The organism is Streptomyces humidus (genome assembly GCF_014649655.1).
GTDB lineage: Bacteria > Actinomycetota > Actinomycetes > Streptomycetales > Streptomycetaceae > Streptomyces > Streptomyces humidus.
In genome coordinates, this window is the sequence record NZ_BMTL01000060.1 from 1 (window position 1) to 25,164 (window position 25,164).

A 25,164-nucleotide genomic window follows, 5' to 3' on the forward strand; every position below is an offset into this window, starting at 1 on the left:
CGTGGTCGAGCGCGGTCGCCCGGGTGGGTCTGCCGGCCGCGCCGGCGGCCGGGGACAGTACGGCGGCCAGCAGTGTGGCCGTGGTGGCGGCGATGCCCGCGGTGGCGAGACGGGAACCTCGGACGTGCTGCCGTATCCGACTCATCAGTGTCTTCGGTCTCCTGAAAGAGGCGCCCGAGGGCGCGTGTGGGGGGGTGCCGGGGGCACCTGAGGGGGAACTGAGGGCGGCGCTGATCTTGCCCTGGCATTCAAGAGGGCACAGGCCTGTCATGTCCATAGCCACTACACGCCAGACCGGCGAGGACTGCGATCGGGAGCGAACAGGGCCCTGGTGGGGCCCCTGGTACTCCTTCACGGCGATCCTGCTGGTGTGCGGCTCGCGGTCGTCCCGGGAGCGAGGAGCGTCGGTGGACTCACCGAGTGGGGTCAGCGTGCTTCGGACGTGCCGCTGACCGCGTTCGGGATCCGCAGCCCCCTGCTCGGACGGCGGCGGGTTCCGGCGCCGGTCACGATCGGCCGTCCCGTTCCCGCTGCCTGGCGGCCATGGCCCTCCTCAGCATCTTCGCCCGGTAGGGGTTCGACGTACCGAGGGCCTTCGTCACTTCCACGGCCTCGTCCAACAGGGCCGACCGCCGCTCGGGCAACTCCCGCAGCAGAGGCGACGCGCTCGCCTCCACCAGGACGTACGCCAGCTTCGACCCGTACGTCTCCGGCTCGACCTGTGTCAGCAGACGGTAGATCCACAGCCCCTCCGCACCGCGCACCACGCGCCGGTTGGCACTCAGCAGCCTGACCCTGGCCGACACCATCATGTCCTGATCCATCGATCCCCTTCGTCGCGTCACTCCCGGCCGGTGCACGTCACACGGCGAGACAGCACGGCGAACGCGCCGGCAGCCGGGAACGGTTGCCGGCACGTCGGCCGGAGAGTGGATGACGACGAGTCTGGCGCGCGGCGCCAACGGCGACAAGGCCGAACGGACGTGCGCTGCGTCCTACCGAAAACCGCCTCCGAACAGGCATGATGGACCTGACACTCACTCAAGCCCGTCTAGGGAACGCGAGTTGGTCGGCGCGGTGCTCTCGCTCGGCCGGTCTTCGCCGACCGGCAGTCGTCCATGTCCCGTCCGTGGACCGGATCAGCGGCGGATGATGCCGAGGCCGGTTGCCGCGGCCACGGCGGCGGTGCGTGAGTCGACGTCGAGCTTGGCGTAGATGCGGGCCAGGTGGGACTTGACCGTTCCTTCGGTCAGATGGAGGCGGTCGCCGACGGCCTGGTTGGACAGACCCTCGGCGACCAGGGCGAGGACTTCGGTCTCGCGCCGGGTCAGGGCGGTGCCGGGCGTACGCAGCCGGTTCATCAGCCGGTCGGCGACCGTGGGCGCCAGCGTGGTACGTCCGTCGGCTGCTGTGCGTACGGCGGCGGCGAGGTCCTCGGGCGGGGCGTCCTTGAGGAGGTAGCCGGTGGCGCCTGCCTCGATCGCGGGCAGGATGTCGGCGTCGGAGTCATAGGTGGTGACGATCAGCACGCGTGGGGCTCCCGGCCGCGCGGTGATCCGGGCGGTGGCTTCGGCGCCGCCCATTCCCTTGCCGAACCGCAGGTCCATCAGCACCACGTCGATGTCTCCCTCGGCGGCGCGGGTGACGGCGTCCTCGGCGGTGGCGGCTTCGGCCACGACGACGAGGCCGGGTTCGGTTTCCAGCACGGCGCGCAGCCCCGCCCGGACGACGGGATGGTCGTCGGCCAGGAGCAGGCTGATCGGAGCGTGACTCACGGGCGGGCCTCCGGCTCGGTCCCCGCCGAGGGGACGAGGGGCAGCTGGGCGGCCAGGGCGGTGCCGTGGCCGGGGGTGGACGCTACGGCCAGAGTGCCGCCGAGGGCCTGGGCGCGGGCGCGCATCGCGACCAGCCCGAACCCTCCGGCCGCGGGGTCGGGGGCCGGCAGGAGGGCAGGATCGAAGCCCCGTCCGTCGTCCACGACGTCGAGGGCGACGTGGTCTCCGTGGTAGCTCAGCGTGACGTCGGCGGTGGTGGCCCCGGCATGGTGGACGGTGTTGGCGAGGGCGGACTGGGCGATGCGCAGCAGCGCGACCTCGTGTGCGGCCGCGAGCGGCGCGGGGTCGCCGGTGAGGTGGAAGCGTGCGGCGATCCGGTGCCGGGCGTGCGCGGTGGCGCACAGGCGTTCCAGGGCTCGGGCCAGGGTGCTGCCTTCCAGCGTGGGCGGGGTCAGAGCGGCGACGAACCGGCGGGCCTCGGCGAGGTTGTCGACGGCGGCCTGCCGCGCCTGTTCCACATGGCGGGCCGCGTTCTCCGGCGACCGGGGCAGCGCCCGTTCGGCGGCGCGCAGCAGCAGTTGGATGCTGGAGAGACCCTGGGCGAGGGTGTCGTGGATCTCGCGGGCCAGGCGGTCGCGTTCGGCGAGCACGCCGGCGGTGTGCTGGGCGGCGGCCAGGTCGGCGCGGGTGGCTGTGAGCTCCTCGATCAGAGCGCGGCGGTGTTCGCTCTCCCGGTACAGGGCCTGGTACCCCCAGACCACGGCGACCGCGACGGCGGCGCCGAGCCCGGGACCGATGGCCATGGCGGGGCGGAAGGAGTGCTGGTGAGCGGCGAAGCCCGCGACGGCCGCGACGGCGGTCGCGCCCACGGCCACCAGCCCCGCGCGGCGGGGCAGCAGGTGCATCTGGAGGAAATACAGCGGGAAGGCCACCCACACCGCGTCGGGGGAAAGCGCGAGCAGCACCAGCCACAGCCCGCCCACGACGGTCAGCCACAGCGCGGCGGCCCGCCGCGAGCGGCGGATGCGCCGCAGGAGGGATCCGGTCGCGTACACCAGGCCGCACGCCGCTGCGGCGACGGCGGTCGACACGGCGTGGGGCCGGCCGTCGGCCACGGCCCGGCCGGCGGTCAGGGCGAGCAGGCCGACGACGAGCAGGTGCAGGCACCGGGTCAGGGCACGGGTGGTGGGGGTGAGGGCGGGGGCAACGGTGTTCACAGTGCGTCCCAGGTTACGGAGACCGCCGCCCCGGGACCTCCATCGAAAGATGGAACCCGGACGCCTCCTTGCGGCCCGTGAAGTGCAGTCCTGTGCCGGACGCGCGCACAGGGGGCCGGCCGCGACGGTGGAGCCGTACCGTTTCCACCGTCGGAGAGGACAGGCCGAAACCGTGTTCGTCGCCTGGAGAGATCTGAGGTTCGCCAAGGGGCGCTTCGCCCTGATGGGGACCGTCATCGTACTGATCACCCTGCTGGTCGGGCTGCTGTCCGGGCTGACGGCCGGTCTGGGCCGGCAGAGCACCTCGGCCATATCGGGACTGCCCGCCGACAAGATCGCGTTCCAGGCCCCCGGCGGCGGTCAGGGGCTGTCGTACTCGGACTCCACCGTCACCGAAGCGCAGTGGGAGCGGTGGTCCGAGGCGCCGGGCGTCGAAAGCGCCGAGCCGCTGGGGATCACCACGACCAGGGCATCCGCCGGGGAGAGGACCACCGGTCTCTCGGCCTTCGGCGTCCGGCCGGGTTCCCGCCTCGCCCCGGACAGCGACCGGATCAGCGACAGTGCGGTGGTGCTGTCCACCGCGGCCGCCGCCGGCCTCGGTGTGAGGGCCGGCGACTCCCTCGCCCTGGCGGGCCGGCGCCTGACCGTGGCCGCTGTCAGGGGCGACGCCTCCTTCAGCCACACCCCTGTCGTCTGGACCAGTCTGGACGTCTGGCGGAAGACCGCGCCGCCCACCGGCGTCGAGGAGGGCCCGACGGCCACCGTCATCGCCCTGAGCACCACTTCCGGGGCCGACACGGAGGCCACCGACGAGCAGGCCGGAACCAGGACGGTCTCCACCGAGGAGTCGCTGTCCGCGATCGGCTCCTACACCTCCGAAAACGGCTCCCTGCAGCTGATGCGCGGCTTCCTGTTCGTCATCTCCGCACTCGTCATCGGGGCCTTCTTCACCGTCTGGACCGTCCAGCGCAGCGGCGACGTCGCCGTCCTCAAGGCCCTGGGCGCCTCCACCGCCGGCCTCCTCAAGGACGCCCTCGGCCAGGCGGTCGTCCTCCTCGCGGGCGGCACTCTGCTCGGCACCGGCATCGCCGCCGCCCTGGGCGTTCTCGTGGCCGGCTCGGCCGTGCCGTTCCTCCTCACGCCCGCCACCGTCCTGCTCCCGGCCACGGTGACGATCCTCCTCGGCATGTCGGGAGCCGTCCTGGCGGTCCGCCGCATCACCTCCGTCGACCCGCTGACCGCTCTGGGGAGCGCACGATGAGCCTGAAGCTGACCGATGTCACCCTCACCTATCCGGACGGCGACTCCCGTTTGACGGCCCTCAGGCAGGTCAGCCTGGAAGTCCCCAAGGGCAGCCTGACAGCCGTGGTCGGACCTTCCGGCTCGGGCAAGTCCAGCCTGCTGGCCGTCGCGGCCACCCTGATCCGCCCGGACTCCGGCACCGTCACCATCGACGGCGCCCCCGTCACCGGCCTGTCCCCCGGTGCGCTGACCGAACTGCGTCGCCGCAAGATCGGCATCGCCTTCCAGCAGCCGAACCTGCTGCCGTCCCTCACGGCCGTCGAGCAACTGCAGGTCATGGCTCTGATCGACGGGCGCAATCCCCGCAGCGCCCGGAGCCGGGCGATGGAGCTCCTCGACGCGGTCGGCCTGGCAGGGCGGTCCGGGCGTCGCCCGCACCAGCTCTCCGGCGGCCAGCGCCAGCGCGTCAACATCGCCCGTGCGCTGATGAACGACCCCGCCCTCCTCCTGGTGGACGAACCCACCAGCGCCCTCGACCATGAAAGCGGCGGCGCCGTCATCGGCCTGATCGCCCGCCTCACCCGTCGGCAGGCAACCGCCACCGTGGTGGTCACCCACGATCACACGCACCTCAGCGCCGTCGACCGTGTCGCCGAAGTCCACGACGGCCGCCTCCTCCTGCGCGCGTCGAACCCCTGAAGGCCTCACCCCATGTCGTCATCCGCCTCGCCGGACGACCCATGCAGTGGCCCGTGCTGTGGCCGGTGCGGCTCGGCGCGGTTCACGAAGCGACCCTGTCGTGGCGTGCCACGAAATCTCCGGGTGGGAACGAACGCCCCGCACGAAAGGAACCTCCCGGTTCGACGGTAAATAGAACCTGTCGTCATAAATGACTATTGATTGCCGCGCGCTTCCCCCTACGGCCCGACGGGCTCACATGATCGGGCTCGTGAGCCGTGATCCGCTCGGGTTCACGGCTCCTGGACGACAGACGACGACAAGACGACGACAAGGTGGGGCGGGTACGTGTTCAAGACGAGGCTCAAGAAGCTCTCCGTGGCGCTGTCGGTGCTGGGACTGGCCATCAGCGGGGTGGCCGCCACGCAAGGCACCGCGCAGGCGGCGAGCTACGGCTGGGTGTACATCTCCTTCCCGAAGTGGCTCGGGAACTGCCCGAACGCCACCGTCAAGGGGATCCAGGCCTACACGGACCACTGGAGCACCAACTGGGACATGGGCGACGATCTGGTCTACGGCAAGGTGGCGCTGGGTCAGCGCAACACCGTCATCGGCAACCTGTTCTGCAAGCGGCCCAACGGGGGTTACTACCAGACCGTGGCGCGCTACGACGTCGTCCCGACCCGCAACAGGCAGACCGTCTGGGTCGGCACCGCGGGCTGGACCCGTAACTGACAGCCACGCCGGCTGACCGCCGAGGGCTGAGGGCCGAGGCTCCTGCGCAGCGCGCCGGGGTCCCGGCCCTCAGCCGCCGCTGCACGCGGAGGGCTTCGCGTTCGCCGCACACGCGGGACGCCGTCACGCGGTCGCCGACCTTCCGGTCGCAGGAGAACAGCCGGCGGGATGTGTCCGTCCCGCTTCGTGCGTGGTGCCGTCCAGCGGGCGTCGTGTACCAGCATGTGTGCTCATGAGTGAGATTTCCGAGCTGGTGACGCGTCTCGGCCTGGAGCCGCATCCCGAGGGCGGGTGGTTCCGGCGAACGTGGCGGACCGGGCCGACGGCGGTCCCCGACGGCTACGCGGGACCGCGCGCCTTCGCGACCGCCATCTACTTCCTCCTGCACCCCGGCGAGGTGTCCCGCTGGCACCGGGTGCGTTCCGACGAACTGTGGCTGTGGCATCGAGGCGGCCCGCTGACGCTGCGGCTCGGCGGCGACGCGGCAGAGCCGCGGGAAGCGTCCGTCGCCGTGGTGGGACCCGACGTCGAATGTGGGCAGCAGCCGCAGTTCCTCGTGCCGGCAGGAGTCTGGCAGACCGCGCGACCAGCCGGCGACCAGCCGGTCCTGGTGTCCTGCGTCGTCGCTCCCGGCTTCGAGTACGAGGACTTCGAAATGCTGTGACACCGCCGGGAAGGCGACCGGCGGCGGGAAGGGCCGCCGACACGGCGCTCGCCCGAGCCGATGCCCGCCTTCCCCGTCGCCCACGTCCCGCCCGGGAAGATCTCTTGACCTCTGCCGGGTGCAGCACGCGTCTGCTGCCCGGTCGAAGCGCCGGCGCGGCGGGTGCGCCTCGTCATCGCCTGCCCGTGGCGGGGCGAGGCCAGGCGGCTTCCCGCAGCAGACGCAGTCCGTTGAGGCCGACGACGACGGTCGAGCCTTCGTGTCCGGCGACGCCGAGCGGCAACGGAAGAGCGGCGGCGAGGTCCCAGACCACCAGGGTCGTGATGAAGATCCCGGCGATCAGCAGGTTCTGCACGACGAGGCGCCGGGCCCGTCGGGAGAGGGCCACCACGGCGGGGATCGTGGCCAGTTCGTCGCGTACGACGACGGCGTCGGCGGTCTCCCGGGCGAGGTCTGCGCCCGCCTTGCCCATCGCGACGCCGGTGTGCGCGGCGGCCAGGGCGGGGGCGTCGTTGACGCCGTCGCCGACCACCAGCACCCGGAGCCCCTGGCTCTCCCACTCCCGCACGGCGGCCACCTTGTCCTGGGGCAGGAGTCCGGCACGGACGTCGGTGATGCCGACCTCCGCGGCGAGGTGGCGGGCCGCACGCTCGTTGTCGCCGGTCAGCAGGACCGGGGTGCGGCCGGTCAGCCCGGTGAGCGCGGTCACGGTGGCCCGGGCGTCGGGGCGGAGCCGGTCGGAGATCCCCAGCACCCCTGCGGGCACGCCGTCGCACAGGACGAGGACCACGGTGCGGCCCTGGTCTTCCAGGTTCCGCACCGCGCTGCCCGCCTGCGGGCCGCCGGTGTGGGTGAGGCGGGCCGGAGAACCGACCTGGACGCTCCGCCCGCCGACGACGGCGGTGACACCCTGACCCGGTACGGAGGCGAAGTCCACCACCTCCCAGGGCGACACGGCCAGGCCGCTTTCGCGGGCGGCCCGGACGACGGCGCGGGCGATCGGGTGCTCGCTGGGATGCTCGGCCGCCGCGGCCAGCGTCAGCAGACCGCCCTCGTCCATCCGGGCTCCGGGCAGGGTCAGGACGTCGGTGACGCGGGGCGTGCCCTCGGTCAGGGTGCCGGTCTTGTCCAGGGCGACCGCGTCGACCTGACCCAGGCGCTCCATCACGACGGCGGACTTCGCGAGGACACCGTGACGGCCGGCGTTGGCGATGGCCGAGAGCAACGGCGGCATTGTGGACAGCACCACCGCGCACGGTGAGGCGACGATCATGAAGGTCATCGCCCGCAGCAGCGCCGGCTCGAGCGCGGCGCCGAGGGCGAGCGGGACCGCGAAGACGGCGACGGTCGCGGCGACCATGCCGATCGAGTACCGCTGCTCGATCTTCTCGATGAACAGCTGGGTGGGCGCCTTGGTCCCGGACGCCTCCTCGACCATCTTCACGATTCGGGCGATCACCGAGTCCGCCGGATCGCGCTCGACGCGGACGCGCAGGGCGCCGGAGCCGTTGACGGCGCCGGCGAACACCTCGTCCCCGGACCGCTTCGCCACCGGCATCGCTTCGCCGGTGACGGTGGCCTGGTCGACGTCGCTCTCGCCGTCCAGCACCCGGCCGTCGGCGCCGACCCTCTCGCCGGGCCGCACCAGGACGGTGTCCCCGATCGTCAGGTCCTCCGCCGCGACCGTCTCCTCCCGGCCGTCCGGCAGGAGCCGGGTCGCGGTCGAGGGCGCGAGGTCGAGCAGGCCGCGTACGGAGTCCGCGGTGCGGGCGGTCGCGACGGCTTCCAGGGCGCCGGACGTCGCGAAGATGACGATCAGCAGCGCCCCGTCCAGGACCTGTCCGACCGCGGCGGCGCCGAGGGCGGCCACGACCATGAGCAGATCCACGTCCAAGGTCCTGTGCCTGAGGGCCTTCAGTCCCTCCCGGCCCGGCTCCCAGCCGCCGATGACGTAGGTGGCGGCGAACAGCGGCGCCCACGTCCACACCGGGGCGTCGACCAGCTTGAGCGGGAGGGCCGCCAGGAACAGGACGAGTGCCGCCAGAGCCCCTCGGGCCTCCGGGAGCGCCAGCACCCGGGTACGGCGCCGGGGCGGTTCCGGGAGCGTTGCGGCGACCGCGGGCACCGGCCGTAGTCCGAGGACAGAAGGCATGACAAAACAACCCTTCACGGGCGGAGGAGGCGACGACGCCCACCATACAGGAACATCTGAACAGGTCTTCAGATGTCACGGCTATGATGACGGCATGGGCCACGGAACCGACACCGCCAGCAGCGCCACCACCCGCGAGCGCCTCGAAAGCGTCGGGGCCGCCGACGTCGCCGCGACCCTTCAGGCCCTCGCGACGCCCTCACGGCTGCACATCCTGGCCCGACTCCAGGACGGGCCCTGCTCGGTCGGGGACCTCGCCGACGCCGTGGGCATGGAAGCCTCCGCCTGCTCCCACCAGCTGCGGCTCCTGCGCAATCTCGGCCTGGTCACCGGCGAACGCCACGGCCGCTCCATCGTCTACGCCCTCTATGACAACCACGTCGCCGAACTTCTCGACCAGGCCCTGTATCACGTCGAACACCTTCGGCTGGGGATCCAGGACACCCCGGCGGCCGCCCCCGCCCAGGAACCGGTCGCCGCCGGGCCTGCCGCGCGCTGACCGGCCCGCGCCGCGGGCGCACGCATCCCGGTGGCGATGCGCTCGATCGGCGTCCGGCGCGACGCCGACGGGACGGCCGTGGAGCACCGGGAGCGGCTCGACGAGCGAGCATCCTTCGACGCCGGGAAGGCCCCACTCACCAGCCGCCTGCCCCGACGATGACGCGAGGGCCGGCATGTCACCCCGTGGTCCGCCGGCGGCGGGGCGCCGCCTTCGGGCACGGGGTCCGGGCCGGCGATCAGCCGATGTCGGTGGTGGCGAGCCTGGCGTAGACGTCGGGCCTCCTGCGGCGGACGCGAAGGGCGACGAACACGCCGGTCAGGAACACGACCGGGGTGAGCGCGGCGAGCGACCAGTTGACGGCAGGGCCGGCGCCGGTGAACAGGTCGAGACGCTTGCAGACCAGCCCCGTGGTCACCGCGAGGAGAATGCCGGCGGCGGCCGGTGCGACCAGGGTGCGCAGGCGTCCCTCACCGCGCGTGCCGGGGTTGCGACGGAAGAACGCCACCACGGCGAAGGCGGCCAGGGCCTGCAGGGCCAGGATGCCGACCACACCGGGAGTGTTCACCCAGAGGAAGAACTGGTTGTAGGGGTGGACACCGACCACGGCGAAGACGGTGACGACCACGACGGCCAGGGCACTCTGCGCGATCCCGGCGATCCACGGCGAGCCGTGCCGGGGGTGGATCCGGCCCAGGGCGGCGGGGGTCACCTTCTCGGCGGAGAGCGCGTAGGCGTAGCGGGTGATGGCGTTGTGGAAGGAGAGCAGCGCGGCCAGCAGGCTGGTCACGATCAGGACGCGCTGCAGGTCGCTGGCCCAGCCGCCGACATAGCGGGTCATGGCCGTGAAGAACATCTCGGCCGGGTTCTGCGCGGCCGCCCCGACCACCTGGTCGCTGCCGAAGGCCTGGATGATGACCCAGACGATGAAGGTGTAGAACAGGCCGAGGAAGCCCACCGCCAGGTAGGTCGCCCGGGGCACGGTCCGGTCGGGGTCACGGGCCTCCTCGCGGTAGATGGCGGTGGCCTCGAAACCGATGAAAGCGGCGACGGCGAGACCCAGCGGGCCGCTCATCTGCGACGTGAACATGTGCGCGGGGGTGAAGGAGTCCAGGGTCAGACCGTCCGCCCCGCCCTTGACGAGGATCGCGACGGCGAGCAGCAGCAGGATCGCGGTCTCGATGACGAGGAGGACGGCCAGGACCTTGGCGCCGAAGTTGATCGAACGGAAGCCGAGGAACCAGACGACGGCGATGCCCGCGAAGGCGTACACCGGCCAGGGCAGGTCGACGCCGAGGAGATCGTTCATGGTGGCGGCGGAGAAGAAGCCGAAGGCGCCGAACAGGCCGATCTGCAGGGCGTTGTAGGAGAACAGGGCGAGCAGTGCCGCACCGAGGCCGGCCGGGCGGCCGAGTCCTCGGGCGATGTAGGCGTAGAACGCTCCGGTGTTGCGGATGTACGGCGTCATGGCGGTGAAGCCGACCGCGAACAGACACAGCAGCACGCCGACCCCCACGTAGGCGGCCGGGGCGCCGATGCCGCCGAAGAGGATGGCGAGGGGGGCGACACCGGCCATCACGGTGAGCGGTGCGGCCGCGGCGGCGACGAAGAAGACGATGTCGGCGACGCCGAGGGTGCCGCGCTGGAGGTGGGAGGCCGCTTCGGACCCCGCGGGCTGGGGCGACGGAGGTCGCTGGGCTGCGGTGTGAGCGTGGAAGTCGGTCATGAAGGTCTCCGCGTGATCGTGTGATCGAGGGTGCGAGCGCGGCGTCCCGGGCACGCGGGCCGGTCGAGGCGACAACGGACGTCTATCCTCTCGCGGCGGGCACGTATCCGGAAGCGCCGGTTCCGTGGGTGCGCCGGCCGCCGAGCCAGGTGCCCAGGACGGGCAGGCCCGCGAGAGCGGCGGGTGCGGTCTCGACCGGGTCGGCGGCGAGGTGCACCAGGTCGGCGCGCATTCCGGGGCGCAGGGCGCCCCATTCCTCCTCCTCGAACGCCTGATGGGCGCATCCCGCGGAGTAGGCGGTCAGAGCGGTCTCGACGTCGATCCGCTCCTCGGGGAGCCAGCCGCCCTCGGGGGTCCCGTCGGGCGTCTGGCGGGTCACTGCGGTGGCGATGCCCCGCAGTGGCTCGTAGGCGGTGACCGGCCAGTCGCTGCCGAAGGAGATCCGGGCGCCGGAGGCGGCCATGGCGGCGATCTGGTACTGCCGCCCGCCCCGCTCGGGGCCGATCCTCGGCAGCGTGAGCTCGGTCATCAGGGGGTCCCGCTGAGCCCACAGCGGCTGGATGCTCGCGATCGCCCCGAGGGCGGCGAAGCGGGGCAGGTCCGCGGGGTGGATCAGCTGGGCGTGGGCGATGACGGGGCGCCGGTCGCGGGGGCCGTTGGACCGGGCGGCGGCCTCGATGGCGTCGAGGGCGGTGCGGACCCCGCCGTCGCCGATGGCGTGGATGTGGGGCCGGAATCCGAGCGCGTCCACGGCGGTGACGGCCTCGGCGAGTTCGCCGAGCGACCAGTTGGCGATGCCGTGCGAGTGCGGGCAGTCGGTGTACGGCTCCAGCAGGGCTGCGGTGCCGGACTCGATCACACCGTCGGCGAAGAACTTCACGCTGCGGGCGGTGAGCAGCCCGGGGGCCGCGCTCTCCACCCGCTCCCGGTCGGCCGCGAACCGGGCGATCCGCTCGCGCCAGCCGTCGGGTTCCAGGATGAAGGCGAGATCCGCGCGGACGGGCAGACCCGGCCCCGTGGTGGCGGCGGCCATCCAGACGTCGGCGTGGTGCGGCTCGACCCAGGCGTCCTGCACCCACGTCACGCCGGCCGCGGCGAAGCGGGCTGCGGCTTCGCGCAGCGCGGCCACCTGCGCCTCGTGGGACGCCGGGGGGATCAGGGCGAACACGGGGTTCAGGGCGCCGAACTCGCGCAGCGTGCCCAGCGGCTGGGCGGAGCCGTCCCGGCGCAGGATCTCCCCGCCGACGGGGTCGGGGGTCTCCGCCGTGTAGCCGGCCCGGCGCAGCGCCTCGCTGTTCACCCAGGCCGTGTGGTGGTCCGTCGTGCGCAGCACCACCGGCCGGTCGGCGACCGCGGCGTCCAGTCGGCGGGCGTCGAACCGGCCGTCGGGCGCGAGCCACGGGTCGAAGCCGTCGCCGGTGATCCACTCGGCGTCGGGGTGCTCGTCGGCCCAGCGCCGTACGGCCTCGACGACGTCCTCCACGCTTGCGCGGTCGCGGACCGGGACACCGTGGAGTCCGAGCCCGCCCATGACCGGATGCACATGGCTGTCGCCGAAGGCGGGCAGCAGGGCGCCGCCGGCCAGATCCACGACGGTGGTGCGGGGACCACGGGCGGCCAGTGCAGCCGCCCCCAGGGCGCTGATCCGGCCGTCGACGACGGCGAGCGCGTCATGGACGGGGCCGTTCGCAGACCCGGTCCGGACGATCCCACCGGTGAAGACGATGTCGGCGTGCATGGGTCTGACGATGCCCTTCGCTCGGCCCGCCATCTAATTGAATGGCGTTCGGTTTCCGGCTAACGTAAGCCTCGCCCGCAGTGGTCGGGAAGAGTTTTACTGAAAGACATTCGGTAACGTCTGGGTCACGGCCGAGGCGCGGGTGCTTCGACAGGCTCGAGCCCGCGCCCCAACAACGAGGAGCGACCGTGGGACGGCCACGCACCCCCCTGCTCGATCGTCGGCGCATCGGCGCCGCGGCACTGACACTGGCCGACGAGAAGGGCGCCCTGACCATCCCCGCCCTCGCCAGAGCTCTCGGCGTGGCGCCCTCCGCGCTCTACCACCACGTGTCCGGGCGGGACGAGATCATCTCCCTCATGCGCGAGGAGCTCGTCCGCACGACCGGCGCCGACAAGGTCTGGGCGCAGCCGTGGGAGAGCGGCCTGGAGGACTGGGCACGGACGTATCTCTCCGCCTTCGCCGCCCACCCCGGTGCGGTCCCCCTGCTGGCCACCGCACCGCTGGCCGAACCCTTCATGCACGCCATGTACGAGAAGGTCGCGGCACTCCTGGTCTCGGGTGGATTCACCGCCGACAAGGTCCTGCCCGTGATCACCGCCCTGGAGAGCTTCGTCCTCGGCTCCGCGCTCGATCTGGTGGCGCCTTCCGTGATGCTCTCCGACGTCTCCCGCGACACCGCACCGCACCTCAGCAGCGTCCTCGAGCACACGCCCGCGGACCCCGGCCGGGCGGCGCGCGCCTTCGACATCGGCCTGCGCGCCCTGCTCACCGGCTTCCGTGACCTGCTCGCCCCCTGAGGAAGCCCGCTCAGCCGCGCACCAGGCACACACCGGCCACGCAGCCCCGCACGGACACGCAAGCCGCCCCGCACCACGAGCCCTCGCGCTTCGCGCGCTTCCCGCACGACGACCAGATCCCAGGAGCCGCTCATGCCCGCCACGTTCCACGTCCTGACCACCGGTTACGCCAACGACCGTGTCGCCGGCACCGTCTCCCTGCTCACCGAGGGCCACACCGTGGCCGTCGTCGATCCCGGCATGGTCGCCGACCGCCGGCTCATCCTCGACCCGCTCGCCGAGCTCGGATTCGCGCCCGGGGAGGTGACCGACGTGGTGTTCAGCCATCACCACCCGGACCACACCCTGAACGCCGCCCTCTTCCCGGAAGCCCGTTTCCACGACCACATGGCCATCTACCGCGACGACATCTGGGAGGACCGGGACGCCGACGGCTACGCGCTCTCCCCGTCCATCGCCCTCATGGCGACTCCCGGCCACACCGCCGAGGACATCAGCACGCTCGCCGCCACGGACCAGGGGCTCGTGGTCCTCACCCACCTGTGGTGGGCCGCCGAAGGCCCGGCCGACGACCCCTTCGCCCCCGACCGCGACCGGCTGCGCGCGGCCCGGGAGAGAGTTCTGGCCCTGGGCCCCGCCCTGATCGTGCCGGGCCACGGCGCGCCCTTCGCCCCCTCGCCCGCCACACCCGTCTGACCCGCCGGTGACGTGGCGTCCCCGTCGCCGGCGGTCCGGGCTTCTCGGCAGTGCGGCCGGACGGCCCTGCCGCGTCTTCCGGCCGCCCCGCACGGGGTGTCCACCGCGCGGACGTCCCGGCGGTGAGCGGGCGGACGGAACCGCCGGGTCCCGCGCGTCCCGGCGTCCCTCCTGACGGGGCCGGCCGCCGTCCAGGGCAGCGGCCAGTCCGCCCGTCCGCGCTCGACGGCTCGCCGGTGATCAGCAGCGTGACACGGCCTTCCGGCCGGGCACGCCGGGTGCGGCCCCAGATGCGCTGGAACAGGTCACACCCGGCCCGGCGGCCCTCGCGGTCACGGGCGCGCACGGACCGCGTCGGCTTCCTCGACGCCGGCCCGCTCGCCCGCACCGAGCGCCCCTTCCCCACCGGGTGCTCGTTCAGCCGGTCGTCCGGATCAGGCCGTCACGAGCGTCGTCACGCTGCGCGCGGGAAGCGTGACGGTGAAGGCGCCGTTCGACACACCGGTCGTGCCCTGGGACGCGACGTTCCTGCTCGCGTCGGTCACCCAGGACGAGACGCTGGACGCGGTGCCGTTCACCAGCGTGAACTGCTGACTCACCGCGGAGGCGGCCTTGTTGACGGCCACCACGACCGTGGAGGCGCCGCCCCGGTACGCCGAGACGTAGACGTCCGACGCCGGTTTCGCGGTCGCCTCGACCCGCACGTATCCGGGTCGGACGAACCTGGCGAAGTGCGCCATGCAGGCCCCGCGCTTGCTCATCCGGCCGTCCTCACGCATGGGGCCGTAGCTGCGCCGGATGTACCACCAGATGTACGCCTGGAACTCGGCGTCCACCATCGCGCGGTGGATGTGCTCCCCCACGTCGAGCGCCTGCGGCCACAGGTCCGCCGAGTCCGTGCTGTTGGGGTAGTAGACCTCGGTCATCCAGAGTTCCTTGCCCGCGCCCTTCTGCTTGAAGAGCGGGTAGGGGAAGTTCGCGAACGGCGTGCCGTAGAGGTGGGCGCCGATGACGTCCACGTTGGCGAGCGCCGCCGGGTCGTTGAGGATCGGGTCCGACATGTTCTTGAGGTACTGGAAGGACTCCGGCGCGATGACCCTGGTACCGATCGAGCCGGCGTTCTCCCGCAGGAACCGGACCATCTCGGCGGAGGTCCACCACGTCCAGTCCTGCGCGTAGTCGGGCTCGTTCTGCACCGATATGGCGTACAGGTTCACCCCGTTGTTCCGCAGGGACGTGGTGAAGTCGTCGAGGTGCTGGGCGTAGGCCCCGTACATGGAGTACCGCAGCCGCCGCGCATTGCTCTGACCGCCGCGGACGAAGGTCTCGACCATGGAAGAGGGCGGGTTCCAGGGCGACGCGATGACGGTCGCGCCGAGCTCGACCGCGCGGCGCGCCGTCGCCACGTCCCTGCCCCAGGCCGACCGGTCCTCGGGGACGGGAATCCGCAGCAGCGACAACCCGAGCCGGCCGTCACCGACGCCGAACGCCGTGTCCCGCTGGGCGGAGGTGAGGTCCCCGATCCAGGCCGAGTGGCTCATGCCTCCGAAACCCCGGATCGTCTGGCGGCGCGCCGACGCGTCGACGACCACCGTGGCGGCTGCCGTCGCGGCCACGGCGTCGGACGCTCCGGTGACGGACGTCGCCGCCGTGAGGATCGGCAGCGCCCCCATGGCCGCCAGGACGTTCCTGCGGCTCGGCGATCGCCGCTCCTCGCTCACGGGCTCGTTCCGACTCTGTGTCATGTGCCCTGCTCCTCTTGGCTGTTGATCCCTGTATGGACCTTGCCGCGCCCATGGGAGCGCTCCCACTCTCACAGACGAACCACACGTGTGCCGGTTTTCGACGGGAGGCGCCAGATGCTGCCGATGTCGCGCACGGCCTGCCTCGGCGACTCGAGAGGGCGCCAGAGCCGTTCGACATCGTGAACAGTGTCCAGGACTGCGGATATCACGAAAGTTAACGACGCCCCTCAGCACCGTCAAGCCCCGCGGCAACGCCCGGCCCGCGCGCTCCGTCCGCTCCGCGCGTTTCGCCGACGGGACCGCTCAGGCTCCGCGCAGAGCCGTCTCGAGTCGGCCGCCCCAGCGCAGGGCGGCCGCCGCGCACTCCTGCGTCCGGGGGAGCAGGCGTCGTCGCGGTCCCACGACCTGGACGGCGGCCACGACCTCGTCGGTGAAGTCGCGCACCGGCACGGCGACGGAGTACAGGCCGGGTTCGGCCTCTTCGTCGACGATCGAGTAACCCCGGCGCCGGGTCTCCGCCAGGCGGCGCAGGAAGTCGTCCAGGCCGGTCGGTGTGTCGGGCCCGTGGCGCAGGAACTCCGTGCGGGCGAAGACGGCGGCCACCTCGTCGTCGTCGGCGTCGCTGAGCAGGGCCTGTCCGCAGTCGCTGCAGTAGGCCGGGTACGGGCGGCCGATCCACGAGCCGAGCTGCCGGCTGCCGGGCGGAACCCGTTCGGCGATGGTCACGGTGGTGTCGCCGACCAGGACTCCCAGGTAGCAGCTCTCGCCGGTCTCGGCCGCCATGCCCTCCAGGGCGGTGAGGCCGTCCGTGCGCAGCCGGTGGGCGGTGAGGTCGCGCGCCGCCGCGTAGAGCCGCCAGTGCGGGGCGACGCCGCCCGAGACGTCGTCGCGGGCGACGAATTCCTCGGCGGCCATGGCGGTGAGCATGCGGGACAGCTGGCTGCGGTCACGGCCCAGCCGGCGGGCCAGCTCCGAGACGGAGGCGGCGGACGCGGCAGAGGCCCGCGGGCGGCCGCCGGCGGGGCCGCGGGCCAGCGCCGTCAGGGCGTCCAGGCCCTTCGCCACGCTCGAGTCCACCGGTTCCTCCGCCGTGCCGACGTGCGCGTTCGCCGGGGTCGCGCCCCCGTGACCGTCGGTCCGCATCGTACCTCCACCGTTTCGCCCCATCCCGCCTTTTTGAAACTGTGCAGCATCTGCATCTTGCCGTGCATTTGATGCACGCCTAGCATCCTTGCATCAACCGCCGACTGCCGAGGGATGACTGCGCATGGCCACGACGACGTTCACGCCGAAAGCCGCCGGAGAGGACCGGGAGGGTGCCCTGGAGGCCGCCCGGGCCGCCGTCCTACGGCGGACGGTCCGGACGATCAAGGTGTACTGGCCGGTCGCCCAGGAGACCCTGGCCGCCTGCGCGAAGGGCGACCTCGACGCGCTGCGCGCCGACGAGTCCTTCGCCTCGCTGCTGCGGGTCCTGGAGGCCTCGCCCGAACTGGGGGACTTCGGCGTCTACGACGACGTCTTCGAGGTGGCCCTCGGAGTGGAGGGGTTCACCGTCCGGCCCGGCGCCCGCCCCTCACTGGGCTCGGTCGGCGGACGGTTCCTCTCCCCGACGCTGGCCGTCACCACGTACGTCGACGCCGCGGCGGACGACGACACCCTCACGCAGGTCCTCGCGCGGCTCGCCGACGCCCACCCCTGGGAGATCCCGGTGATCGAGCTCTCCGCCCCGCTGGACCTCGTCTCCCGGGCCTGACCCGCCGCCCTCGACCACCACGAGCCCCTCGCCCCCACCGGGCGCCCGCTCCCCGTCGGTGCGCGACCGACCCCACGCGCACCCCGCACCCGTCGAAAGTGGCCTCACCCCGCAGCCATGCCGTGCCGATCACCCCCCACGCCCCGTCCGCTTCTCCCCGCTCCGCTCCGCAGAGGAGACCGCCATGTCCGTCTCAGCCATACCGGACAATGCTCCGGCCGCCGCCGACTCCGCTTCCCCACCGCCCGGCGACGGCCTGCGCCGCACCATGCGTTCCCGCCATCTCGTCATGATCGCGATGGGCGGCGTCATCGGCTCCGGGCTCTTCCTCAGCTCCGGTTTCACCGTCTCCCAGGCCGGTCCGCTCGGCGCCGTCCTCGCCTACCTGGTGGGCGCGTTCGTGGTCTGGCTGGTGATGGCCTGCCTCGGCGAACTCGCCGTCACCTACCCCGTGTCGGGCGCCTTCCACGTCTACGCCACCCGCGCCATAGGCCCCGCCACGGGCTTCGCCACCGCCTGGCTGTACTGGCTGACCTGGGCCGTAGCCCTCGGCTCGGAGTTCACCGCGTGCGGGCTGTTGATGCAGCGCTGGTTCCCCGGTGTCAGCGTCTGGATCTGGTGCATGGTCTTCGCGGCCGTCGTCTTCGGCGTGAACGCCTTCTCGGCCCGTGTCTTCGGCGAGACCGAGTACTGGTTCTCGCTGGTGAAGGTCATCGCCGTGGTCGCGCTCATCGTCCTCGGGGGCGCCGCCCTGGCCGGCTTCCACCCCCTCTCCCCCAGCGGCTCCCACCCCTTCCTGCTGGCGAACTTCCACACCCCGGACGGCCTCTTCCCGAACGGCTTCTCGGGCGTCCTGGTCACCGTGCTCGCCGCGTTCTACGCCTTCTCCGGATCCGAGCTGATCGGTGTGGCCGCGGGCGAGACCGAGAACCCCGCCGAGGCCGTGCCCAAGGCCCTGCGCGTCACCGTCGTACGCCTGCTGATCTTCTTCGTCGGCGCGATCACGGTGATCGCCGCGTCCATCCCCTATGACGAAGTCGGCCTGGACGAAAGCCCGTTCGTCACCGTGTTCTCCTCGATCGGCATCCCCTACGCGGCGGACGCCATGAACTTCGTGATCATCACGGCGCTGCTCTCGGCCGGCAACAGCGGTCTGTACTCCTGTGCCCGCATGCTGTTCTCCCTCGCGCAGGAGAAGCAGGCGCCGCAGGCGCTGCGCCGGCTCAGCCGCCGCGGCATCCCCCTGACCGCGCTGTCGCTCAGCATGCTCGGCGGACTCGCCTCCCTGGTGAGCAGCGTCGCAGCCCCGGAGACGGTCTACCTGGTGCTCGTGTCGATCGCCGGATTCGCCGCGGTCGGGGTCTGGATGTCCATCGTCGCCGCGCAGTTCTTCCACCGCCGGGCCTTCGTCCGCGCGGGCGGCGACCCGGGCTCCCTGCCCTACCGGACCCCGTTCTACCCGGTCGTGCCGGTGCTGGCGTTCGTCCTGTGCCTCGCCTCGCTCATCGGCATCGCACTGGACCCGGCACAGGCCACCGCCCTGTACTTCGGCGTCCCCTTCGTCGCGGGCTGCTACCTCTACTACTGGCTGCGTCACGGGCGTCGCCGTACCGGGGTGGCCACCTCGTGAGGGCGCCCACCTGTGTCCTGCTGGACCTCGACGGCACCCTGGTGGACTCCGCTCCGGGCGTGACCGCCTGCGTCGCCGAGGCCCTGCGGGCCGTCGGGGCCGACGTGCCCGACGCGGCCACGCTGCGCGGCTTCGTCGGCCCGCCGATGTACGACACCTTCCGTCACGTCGTCGGCCTCGACGAGCCCGTGGCGCGGGCCGCCCTCGCCGCCTACCGCGCCGCGTACGCCCGCAGCGGCGCGTCGGCCGCGGCCCTGTACGACGGCGTCCCCGAACTGCTCGACGCCCTGACCGCGCGCGGACTGCCCCTGGGCGTGGCGACCTCCAAGGTGGAGGACCAGGCGGAGCTGATGACTCGCCGCTTCGGCCTCGGCTCCCGGCTGCTGACCGTCTGCGGCGTCTGCGACGAGGCGGGCCGTACGACGAAGCGGCAGGTGATCCGGGAGTGCCTCGGCCGCCTGCGGGCGAGCGGCGCCGACGTGCGCCGGCCGCTCATGGTCGGCGACCGCGCCTACGACGTCGAGAGCGCCGCCGCCGAAGGCATCCCCGCCGTCCATGTGCGGTGGGGGTACGGCGGTCCCGGGGAGGCGGCCCGTGCGGTCGCCTCCGTCGCCCGGCCCGCCGAGCTGATCGAACTGATCGAGTTGTCGGACGACGCGGAGAACCACGTCGAGAGCGGCGCGGACGACCACGCCGACGAACCCGGAATCCGGAAAGAGGACGAGCACGCATGACACCGAACACGGCCGTCACGGCCCCCGCCGCCGTCACCGCCGAACCGCCGCTGTGGGCCCTGCACCGGGAACTGATGGGCGCGACGGTCCGCACCGATCTCACGCACGCGTTCCATCCCGGCCAGCCGCATTTCGCCGCCTTCCCCGACGAGAGGCGCGAGATGCCTTTCGACATGTCACGCGGCGACGGCTTCAACGTGCACCTGTACACGATCGTCGGACAGTGGGGCACACACGTCGACCCGCCCGTCCACTTCGTGGACGGCGCCCGCACGCTGGACGGGATTCCCGTCGACGAGATGATCCTGCCGCTCGTCGTCCTCGACATCGCCGAGCGCGTCGCCACCGACCCGGACGCGGTGCCGACCCTGGACGACGTGGCGGCCTGGGAGGCGCGCCACGGCCGCATCCCGCAGGGCGCGTTCGTCGCCCTGCGCACCGGCTGGGGGCGGCGCTGGCCGGACCCGGCCGCCATGGCGAACAAGGACGAGGCGGGCGTGAGTCACTGTCCGGGCTGGTCCGCCGAGGTCCTGCGGTACCTCTTCGAGGAGGCCGGCGTCACCGCGATCGGGCACGAGCAGACCGACACCGACCCCGGACTGGCCACCTCCGCGGGCGACTTCGGCCTGGAGAACTACGTCCTGCGCCGGGACCGCTGGCAGATCGAGCTGATGGCCAACCTCGACGCGGTGCCCGAGGCCGGTGCGCTGATCGTCGCCACCTGGCCCAAGCCGCAGGGCGGTTCGGGCTTCCCCGCCCGCGTCTTCGCCCTGCACCACCAGGACTGAACCAGCTCGGCACCGACACAACGGCTCCGGTGGCCCACGGCCACCGGAGCCTTTCGCCAGTCAGGAGACAGCCACGTCATGGACGCCATCGACGAACAGATCATCGCCGAACTCACCCGCAACGCACGGATCTCCCACGCCGAACTGGGCCAGCGCGTGCGGCTCTCCCGCAACGCCGTGCGCCAGCGCGTCGAGCGCCTGGAGCGGCAGGGGCACATCGGCGGTTACACGATCGTCCGTCCGTCGTGCGGGCAGGAGCGGGGGACGGTGGCCGCGCACGTCCTGGTCTACCGGGAGGACCGGATGCGCGGCGGGGAGGTCCTCGCCGCGCTCAGACGCATCCCCGAAGTGGTCTCCTGCGACGTCCTCAGCGGCCAGTTCGACCTGCTGGTGAGTGTGGAGGCCGCCTCCCTGGAACGCGTACAGGGCATCTGGGAGCAGATTGCCCAGATGCCCGGTGTACGGGACACGGTGACGGCGCTGGCGCTGTCCCGGGTCGTCAGCCGGCCGCGGCGGCCATGAGCCGCAGCGCGGTCGCCCGGTCCAGCAGCCCGCGCTCGACGACGACGTCGACCACCTCGGCCCCGGTCCGCGACGCCTGCCGGGCCACCTCGGCGGCGGCCTCGTGCCCGATGCGCGGGGCGAGCGCCGTGACCGCGCCGACCGCGCCGGCGGCGCCGCGCGAGAGCTGCTCCGCGTTGGCGGTGATGCCCGCCACGCAGAGGGTGCGCAGCGCCGAGCAGCCGTGCGTCAGCCAGACGATGTGCTGCAGCAGCAGGTGTCCGATGAGCGGTTCGAACGCGTTCAGCTGCAACTGCCCGTTGTCGGCGGCCATGGTGACGGCGACGTCCGCGCCGGCGGTCGCGAACGCGATCTGGTTGACCATTTCGGGGATCACCGGATTCACCTTGCCCGGCATCACCGACGAACCGGCCTGACGCGGCGGCAGGTTGATCTCCGCGAGGCCCGCGCGCGGTCCGCTGGCGAGCAGCCGCAGATCACTGCACACCTTCGACAGCTTCACCGCCGCCCGCTTCAGCACCCCCGACACCAGCAGGAACACCCCCGTGTCCGAGGTGGCCTCCACAAGGTCGGCGGCCGGTGTGACGTCGAGTCCGGTCAGCGCCTGCAGGTGCCGTACGACGGCCTCGGCGTAGCCCGGTTCTGCGGCGATGCCGGTGCCGATCGCCGTCGCTCCGAGGTTGGTCTCGGCCAGCAGCGGCAGTGTCTCGCCGATCCTGCTGACGTCCTCGGCGAGCGTCACCGCGAACGCGGTGAACTCCCGGCCCAGCGTCATCGGCACGGCGTCCTGCAACTGGGTGCGGCCGACCTTGACCACATGGGCGAACTCCGCACCCTTTGCGGCGAACTCGGCCGCCAGCATGCCGAGTTCCGTGCTCAGCTCACTCAGCGCCGCACTGATCGCGAGCCGCAGCGCCGTGGGGTAGGCGTCGTTGGTCGACTGGCAGCGGTTGACGTCGTCGAGCGGGTCGAGGTGCTCGTAGGACCCGCGCGCGTGGCCCAGGTGCTCGAGCGCGAGGTTGGCGATCACCTCGTTGGCGTTCATGTTGGTGCTGGTGCCCGCGCCGCCCTGGACGACGTCCACGCAGAACTGCTCGTGGTGGCGGCCCTCCGCGACGGCCCGGCAGGCCGCCGCGATCGCCCGCACCTTGTGCGGCTGGAGGACGCCGATCTCGCCGTTGGCCAGGGCCGCGGCGTGCTTCACCTGGGCCAGCGCGCGCACGAGGTGGGGGTGGACGCTGACGGGGACGCCGCTGACGCGGAAGTTCTCCAGGGCTCGCGCGGTGTGCACCCCCCAGTAGGCCTGCGCGGGCACCGCCATCTCCCCCAGCGCGTCGGACTCGACCCGCGTCCGCGTTCCGCTCCGGGCAGCGCGGGCGCCCTGGGACTCGCTCACACCGGCTCCCTGTTGAGGCAGACGACCTTCGGCTGGGTCATCTCCTCGTAGGCGAAGCGCACGCCTTCGCGGCCCATGCTGCCGTACTTGAAGCCGCCGAAGGGCATCGCGTCGAAACGGTAGTCGGAGGAGTCGTTGATCATCACGCCGCCGGCCTCCAGCAGCCGGGCCGCCGCCATCGCCCGGTCCAGCGAACCCGTGAAGACTCCGGCGTGCAGGCTGAAGTCGATCTCGTTGGCCCGCTCCACGGCCTCCTCGAAGGAGTCGACCGCCTGGAGCACGACGACCGGCGCGAACGCCTCCTCACGCCACAGGGCGGAGCCCCCGGGCACGTCCTCCAGCACGGTCGGGGTGTACAGGCTGCCGTGCCGCTCGTGTCCGCACAGCAGCCGCGCGCCCTCGGCGAGCGCGGCGTCGACCGTGGCCTCGGCGGCGACCGCCGCCCGCTCGCTGATCATGGGGCCGACGTCGGTGCGTCCGTCCGCGGGGTCCCCGGCGCGCAGCAGCCGCGTCCGCTCGACGAAGGCGTCCCGGAACGCCGTGTACACGGCGCGCTCGACGAGGATGCGCTGGGTGCCGATGCAGTTCTGTCCGGCCGCCCAGAACGCACCGGACACGCAGGCCTCCACCGCCGCGTCCAGGTCGGCGTCGGCCAGCACGATGACCGGTGCGTTGCCGCCCAGGTCCATGGCGAGCTTCTTCAGACCGGCCGAGCGCGCGATGGCCTCACCGGTTCGGAAACCGCCGGTGAAGGACACCATGCGCACCTCCGGCGCGGCCACCACGGCGGCCCCCAGTTCCGCGCCGCCGTTGACCACGGTCACCACTTCCTCGGGCAGCCCCGCCTCGACCAGCGTGTCGACCAGCCGCAGTGCGGACAGCGGAGTGAGCAGCGACGGTTTGAGCAGGACCGCGTTGCCGCCCGCGATCGCCGGCCCGAGCTTGTGCGCGACGAGGTTGAGCGGGTCGTTGTACGGCGTGACCGCGGCGATGAGGCCGAGCGGTTCGCGGGTGAACCAGCCCAGCCGTCCCTCCGATCCCGCGTAGGCGTCGAAGGGCACCACCTCGCCCGCGTTGCGGCGCGCCTCGGCGGCCGACAGACGCAGGGTGTTGACCGCGCGGGCGGTCTCCTTGCGGGCCTGGGCCAGGGTCTTGCCGGCCTCGGCGACGATCAGCCGGGCGAACGACTCGGCGCGTTCCTCGATCAGCGCGGCCGCGCCGTCGAGCACGGCGGCCCGGGCGGCGCGGGAGAGCCCCCGGGCCTTCTCCCGTCCCTCGCGGGCCCGCCGCAGGACGTCGTCCACGGCGGTGAGCGGGGTGAGGCACACCGAGCCGATGGTCTCGCCGTCGAAGGGGTTGCGCACGACGGCCATGCCGTCGCCCACCTGCTCGTGGGTGGTCAGATCGGTGCTCGCCGCGGCCGTCGCGGCGGCGCTCAGGACGGTGTCAGCCACGGCCTGCCTCCTGGAGGAGCTCGGCGCCCGCGAGGTTCGCGGTCCGCTCGTGGACGGCGAGGACGTCCGACAGCAGGGCGTACGCCGTCTCGACGCGCCCGGCGCCGGGGCCGGCGACCGTGACGGCGCCCAGCAGGTCGGTGTGGAAGGCGACGGCGTTGACGGGGCCGCAGACCCCGGCGAGCGGGTGTTCGGCGGGCAGCGCGACCGGCGCGACGCGGGCCTCGACCGTGCCGTCGGGGCGGCGGGCGGCGGAGCCGACCAGCTTCCAGCGCAGCCCTTCGGCCGCGGCCCGGCGGACGTCGTCGGCGGTCAGGGCGGAGAGCCCGGTGCACGGCACGTCCGCGCGCCGCAGGTCGGCGCCGAGCACCTCGTTGGCGAGGATCATGACCTTCAGCTGGACGTCGTGTCCTTCGATGTCCGCCGTCGGGTCGGCTTCGGCGTACCCCAGGGCCTGGGCCTCGGCGACGGCGTCGGCGAACGACAGTCCGGACTCCACGCGGCCGAGGACGTAGTTGGAGGTGCCGTTCATGACGCCTTCGAAGCCGTGGACGGCCAGTCCGCCGAACATGCGGCGCGCGGTGCGCAGCACCGGGGTGCCCGACATGACCGTTCCCTCGAACTCGAAGCACACGCCGTGCCGGCGCGCCAGCTCCTGCAGAGCGCGGCCGTGCAGCGCGACCGGCCCCTTGTTGGTGGTGCACACGTGCTTGCCGGCCTCGATCGCCCATCGCACGTGCGAGAGCGCGGGCTCGCCGTCCGCGGGGTTGGTGAAGGTGGCTTCGGCCACGATGTCGGCGGGCGCCTCGCGGATCACCCACTCGTTGCGGGGGTCCGGGCTGCCGCCCGCAAGCCCCGAGAAGTCCAGTTCGCCGGGGGCGACGGCGAGCAGCGGCGCGAGGTCGATCGCACCGCCGTCCGTGCACACGAGCGAACCGGCGCGCAGGTCGGTGATGGCCACCACACGCAGCCCGAAGCCGAGTTCGGCCTCCAGCGTGTCTCCCCGTTCGGCGATCAGCTCGGCGAGCGCGCGGTTCACGCCGCCGAATCCGATGAGCGCGAGGTCGTACCGGGTCATCCGGACCTCCTCCTTCTCCCTCTGCGCCGCCCTCTGGCAGCGCGACCAGGCACAGCGTCGCTCCCCGACGGGTCACTTCGGCCATGCCGAAACGTCCGTGGAGACCGGCGATCCGCACGGGCCGCTGCCGCTTGTCCTGCGT

At 72.6% G+C, this 25,164-nt stretch carries 23 protein-coding genes; 12 read left to right on the forward strand and 11 right to left on the reverse strand.

Annotated features, from left to right (window positions below; all coding sequences use genetic code 11):
• Window positions 1-506 precede the first annotated feature (506 nt).
• From IE239_RS39245 to IE239_RS39255, 3 genes are all read right to left on the reverse strand, one after another.
• Window positions 507-824 carry a hypothetical protein gene (locus IE239_RS39245; RefSeq protein WP_190154228.1) on the reverse strand — a complete coding sequence of 106 codons (318 nt, stop codon included), beginning with the start codon at window positions 822-824 and terminating at the stop codon, window positions 507-509.
• Window positions 825-1,139: 315 nt separating this feature from the next.
• On the reverse strand, window positions 1,140-1,775 hold the full coding sequence (locus tag IE239_RS39250) for a response regulator (RefSeq protein WP_190154229.1): 636 nt from the start codon (window positions 1,773-1,775) through the stop codon (window positions 1,140-1,142).
• Window positions 1,772-2,992 carry a sensor histidine kinase gene (locus tag IE239_RS39255; RefSeq protein WP_190154230.1) on the reverse strand — a complete coding sequence of 407 codons (1,221 nt, stop codon included), beginning with the start codon at window positions 2,990-2,992 and terminating at the stop codon, window positions 1,772-1,774. The genes IE239_RS39250 and IE239_RS39255 overlap by 4 nt, the downstream gene beginning before the upstream one ends.
• Window positions 2,993-3,164: 172 nt before the next feature.
• Here IE239_RS39255 and IE239_RS39260 point away from each other — a divergent pair, with 172 nt between their 5' ends.
• The 4 genes from IE239_RS39260 to IE239_RS39275 all read left to right on the forward strand — a co-directional run bounded on the left by IE239_RS39260 (window position 3,165) and on the right by IE239_RS39275 (window position 6,311).
• Window positions 3,165-4,253 carry an ABC transporter permease gene (locus IE239_RS39260; protein WP_190154231.1) on the forward strand — a complete coding sequence of 363 codons (1,089 nt, stop codon included), beginning with the start codon at window positions 3,165-3,167 and terminating at the stop codon, window positions 4,251-4,253.
• Window positions 4,250-4,933, forward strand: a complete 684-nt coding sequence (locus IE239_RS39265; protein ID WP_190154232.1) for an ABC transporter ATP-binding protein — start codon at window positions 4,250-4,252, stop codon at window positions 4,931-4,933. Before IE239_RS39260 ends, IE239_RS39265 begins: the two co-directional genes overlap by 4 nt.
• A 327-nt stretch (window positions 4,934-5,260) precedes the next feature.
• Window positions 5,261-5,647 (forward strand): hypothetical protein, encoded by a 387-nt coding sequence (locus IE239_RS39270; protein WP_190154233.1) that lies wholly within the window; start codon window positions 5,261-5,263, stop codon window positions 5,645-5,647.
• A gap of 232 nt (window positions 5,648-5,879) precedes the next feature.
• On the forward strand, window positions 5,880-6,311 hold the full coding sequence (locus IE239_RS39275) for a cupin domain-containing protein (protein ID WP_190154234.1): 432 nt from the start codon (window positions 5,880-5,882) through the stop codon (window positions 6,309-6,311).
• Between the two features lie 172 nt (window positions 6,312-6,483).
• Here IE239_RS39275 and IE239_RS39280 read toward each other — a convergent pair whose 3' ends face one another.
• Window positions 6,484-8,463 carry a heavy metal translocating P-type ATPase gene (locus tag IE239_RS39280; protein WP_190154235.1) on the reverse strand — a complete coding sequence of 660 codons (1,980 nt, stop codon included), beginning with the start codon at window positions 8,461-8,463 and terminating at the stop codon, window positions 6,484-6,486.
• Between the two features lie 94 nt (window positions 8,464-8,557).
• On the opposite strand from IE239_RS39280, the gene IE239_RS39285 reads away from it, so the two are divergent.
• The gene (locus IE239_RS39285; RefSeq protein ID WP_190154236.1) at window positions 8,558-8,962 is read left to right on the forward strand and encodes an ArsR/SmtB family transcription factor; all 405 of its coding nucleotides are present in this window, start codon (window positions 8,558-8,560) and stop codon (window positions 8,960-8,962) included.
• Window positions 8,963-9,200: 238 nt separating this feature from the next.
• On the opposite strand, the gene IE239_RS39290 is transcribed toward IE239_RS39285, so the two are convergent.
• Window positions 9,201-10,688 carry an APC family permease gene (locus IE239_RS39290; RefSeq protein ID WP_190154237.1) on the reverse strand — a complete coding sequence of 496 codons (1,488 nt, stop codon included), beginning with the start codon at window positions 10,686-10,688 and terminating at the stop codon, window positions 9,201-9,203.
• An 82-nt stretch (window positions 10,689-10,770) separates the two neighbouring features.
• Entirely contained in the window at window positions 10,771-12,426 is a 1,656-nt protein-coding gene (locus IE239_RS39295; RefSeq protein ID WP_190154238.1) for an amidohydrolase, read from the reverse strand.
• Between the two features lie 188 nt (window positions 12,427-12,614).
• On the opposite strand from IE239_RS39295, the gene IE239_RS39300 reads away from it, so the two are divergent.
• The gene (locus IE239_RS39300) at window positions 12,615-13,226 is read left to right on the forward strand and encodes a TetR/AcrR family transcriptional regulator (RefSeq protein WP_190154239.1); all 612 of its coding nucleotides are present in this window, start codon (window positions 12,615-12,617) and stop codon (window positions 13,224-13,226) included.
• A 132-nt stretch (window positions 13,227-13,358) separates the two neighbouring features.
• Window positions 13,359-13,922, forward strand: coding sequence for an MBL fold metallo-hydrolase (locus IE239_RS39305; protein WP_190154240.1), 564 nt, complete (start codon window positions 13,359-13,361; stop codon window positions 13,920-13,922).
• A gap of 434 nt (window positions 13,923-14,356) precedes the next feature.
• On the opposite strand, the gene xynC is transcribed toward IE239_RS39305, so the two are convergent.
• The gene (xynC, locus tag IE239_RS39310; RefSeq protein ID WP_190154241.1) at window positions 14,357-15,667 is read right to left on the reverse strand and encodes a glucuronoarabinoxylan endo-1,4-beta-xylanase XynC; all 1,311 of its coding nucleotides are present in this window, start codon (window positions 15,665-15,667) and stop codon (window positions 14,357-14,359) included.
• A gap of 303 nt (window positions 15,668-15,970) precedes the next feature.
• Window positions 15,971-16,810, reverse strand: a complete 840-nt coding sequence (locus tag IE239_RS39315; protein WP_190154242.1) for an IclR family transcriptional regulator — start codon at window positions 16,808-16,810, stop codon at window positions 15,971-15,973.
• Window positions 16,811-16,934: 124 nt separating this feature from the next.
• Between IE239_RS39315 and IE239_RS39320 the strand changes: the two genes are divergently transcribed.
• The 5 genes from IE239_RS39320 (at window position 16,935) to IE239_RS39340 (ending at window position 21,094) form a co-directional block, all read left to right on the forward strand.
• Entirely contained in the window at window positions 16,935-17,420 is a 486-nt protein-coding gene (locus tag IE239_RS39320; protein ID WP_229878719.1) for a hypothetical protein, read from the forward strand.
• 184 nt (window positions 17,421-17,604) lie between these two features.
• Window positions 17,605-19,050: an amino acid permease gene (locus tag IE239_RS39325; RefSeq protein WP_190154243.1), complete on the forward strand. Its 1,446-nt coding sequence runs from the start codon at window positions 17,605-17,607 to the stop codon at window positions 19,048-19,050.
• Window positions 19,047-19,784: an HAD hydrolase-like protein gene (locus IE239_RS39330; protein WP_190154244.1), complete on the forward strand. Its 738-nt coding sequence runs from the start codon at window positions 19,047-19,049 to the stop codon at window positions 19,782-19,784. Before IE239_RS39325 ends, IE239_RS39330 begins: the two co-directional genes overlap by 4 nt.
• A complete protein-coding gene (locus IE239_RS39335; RefSeq protein ID WP_190154245.1) occupies window positions 19,781-20,572 on the forward strand; it encodes a cyclase family protein in 792 nt (263 codons plus the stop codon). The genes IE239_RS39330 and IE239_RS39335 overlap by 4 nt, the downstream gene beginning before the upstream one ends.
• 78 nt (window positions 20,573-20,650) lie before the next feature.
• Entirely contained in the window at window positions 20,651-21,094 is a 444-nt protein-coding gene (locus IE239_RS39340) for an Lrp/AsnC family transcriptional regulator (protein ID WP_190154246.1), read from the forward strand.
• On the opposite strand, the gene IE239_RS39345 is transcribed toward IE239_RS39340, so the two are convergent.
• The 3 genes from IE239_RS39345 to IE239_RS39355 form a co-directional block, all read right to left on the reverse strand.
• Window positions 21,072-22,415, reverse strand: a complete 1,344-nt coding sequence (locus IE239_RS39345) for an aspartate ammonia-lyase (protein ID WP_190154254.1) — start codon at window positions 22,413-22,415, stop codon at window positions 21,072-21,074. The two genes, IE239_RS39340 and IE239_RS39345, sit on opposite strands and share 23 nt — an antisense overlap.
• 71 nt (window positions 22,416-22,486) lie before the next feature.
• Window positions 22,487-23,944: an aldehyde dehydrogenase family protein gene (locus IE239_RS39350; RefSeq protein ID WP_229878720.1), complete on the reverse strand. Its 1,458-nt coding sequence runs from the start codon at window positions 23,942-23,944 to the stop codon at window positions 22,487-22,489.
• Window positions 23,937-25,022 carry a homoserine dehydrogenase gene (locus IE239_RS39355; protein ID WP_190154247.1) on the reverse strand — a complete coding sequence of 362 codons (1,086 nt, stop codon included), beginning with the start codon at window positions 25,020-25,022 and terminating at the stop codon, window positions 23,937-23,939. The genes IE239_RS39350 and IE239_RS39355 overlap by 8 nt, the downstream gene beginning before the upstream one ends.
• Between the last annotated feature and the right edge of the window lie 142 nt (window positions 25,023-25,164).

What these genes read in the sequence shown, in the direction of transcription:
- IE239_RS39245 (WP_190154228.1), bottom strand. Translation starts at nt 824, where the DNA reads ATGGATCAGGACATGATGGTGTCGGCCAGGGTCAGGCTGCTGAGTGCC.
- IE239_RS39265 (WP_190154232.1), top strand. Translation starts at nt 4,250, where the DNA reads ATGAGCCTGAAGCTGACCGATGTCACCCTCACCTATCCGGACGGCGAC.
- IE239_RS39275 (WP_190154234.1), top strand. Translation starts at nt 5,880, where the DNA reads ATGAGTGAGATTTCCGAGCTGGTGACGCGTCTCGGCCTGGAGCCGCAT.
- IE239_RS39280 (WP_190154235.1), bottom strand. Translation starts at nt 8,463, where the DNA reads ATGCCTTCTGTCCTCGGACTACGGCCGGTGCCCGCGGTCGCCGCAACG.
- IE239_RS39285 (WP_190154236.1), top strand. Translation starts at nt 8,558, where the DNA reads ATGGGCCACGGAACCGACACCGCCAGCAGCGCCACCACCCGCGAGCGC.
- IE239_RS39290 (WP_190154237.1), bottom strand. Translation starts at nt 10,688, where the DNA reads ATGACCGACTTCCACGCTCACACCGCAGCCCAGCGACCTCCGTCGCCC.
- IE239_RS39295 (WP_190154238.1), bottom strand. Translation starts at nt 12,426, where the DNA reads ATGCACGCCGACATCGTCTTCACCGGTGGGATCGTCCGGACCGGGTCT.
- IE239_RS39305 (WP_190154240.1), top strand. Translation starts at nt 13,359, where the DNA reads ATGCCCGCCACGTTCCACGTCCTGACCACCGGTTACGCCAACGACCGT.
- xynC (WP_190154241.1), bottom strand. Translation starts at nt 15,667, where the DNA reads ATGACACAGAGTCGGAACGAGCCCGTGAGCGAGGAGCGGCGATCGCCG.
- IE239_RS39315 (WP_190154242.1), bottom strand. Translation starts at nt 16,810, where the DNA reads ATGCGGACCGACGGTCACGGGGGCGCGACCCCGGCGAACGCGCACGTC.
- IE239_RS39320 (WP_229878719.1), top strand. Translation starts at nt 16,935, where the DNA reads ATGGCCACGACGACGTTCACGCCGAAAGCCGCCGGAGAGGACCGGGAG.
- IE239_RS39325 (WP_190154243.1), top strand. Translation starts at nt 17,605, where the DNA reads ATGTCCGTCTCAGCCATACCGGACAATGCTCCGGCCGCCGCCGACTCC.
- IE239_RS39335 (WP_190154245.1), top strand. Translation starts at nt 19,781, where the DNA reads ATGACACCGAACACGGCCGTCACGGCCCCCGCCGCCGTCACCGCCGAA.
- IE239_RS39340 (WP_190154246.1), top strand. Translation starts at nt 20,651, where the DNA reads ATGGACGCCATCGACGAACAGATCATCGCCGAACTCACCCGCAACGCA.
- IE239_RS39345 (WP_190154254.1), bottom strand. Translation starts at nt 22,415, where the DNA reads ATGGCGGTGCCCGCGCAGGCCTACTGGGGGGTGCACACCGCGCGAGCC.
- IE239_RS39355 (WP_190154247.1), bottom strand. Translation starts at nt 25,022, where the DNA reads ATGACCCGGTACGACCTCGCGCTCATCGGATTCGGCGGCGTGAACCGC.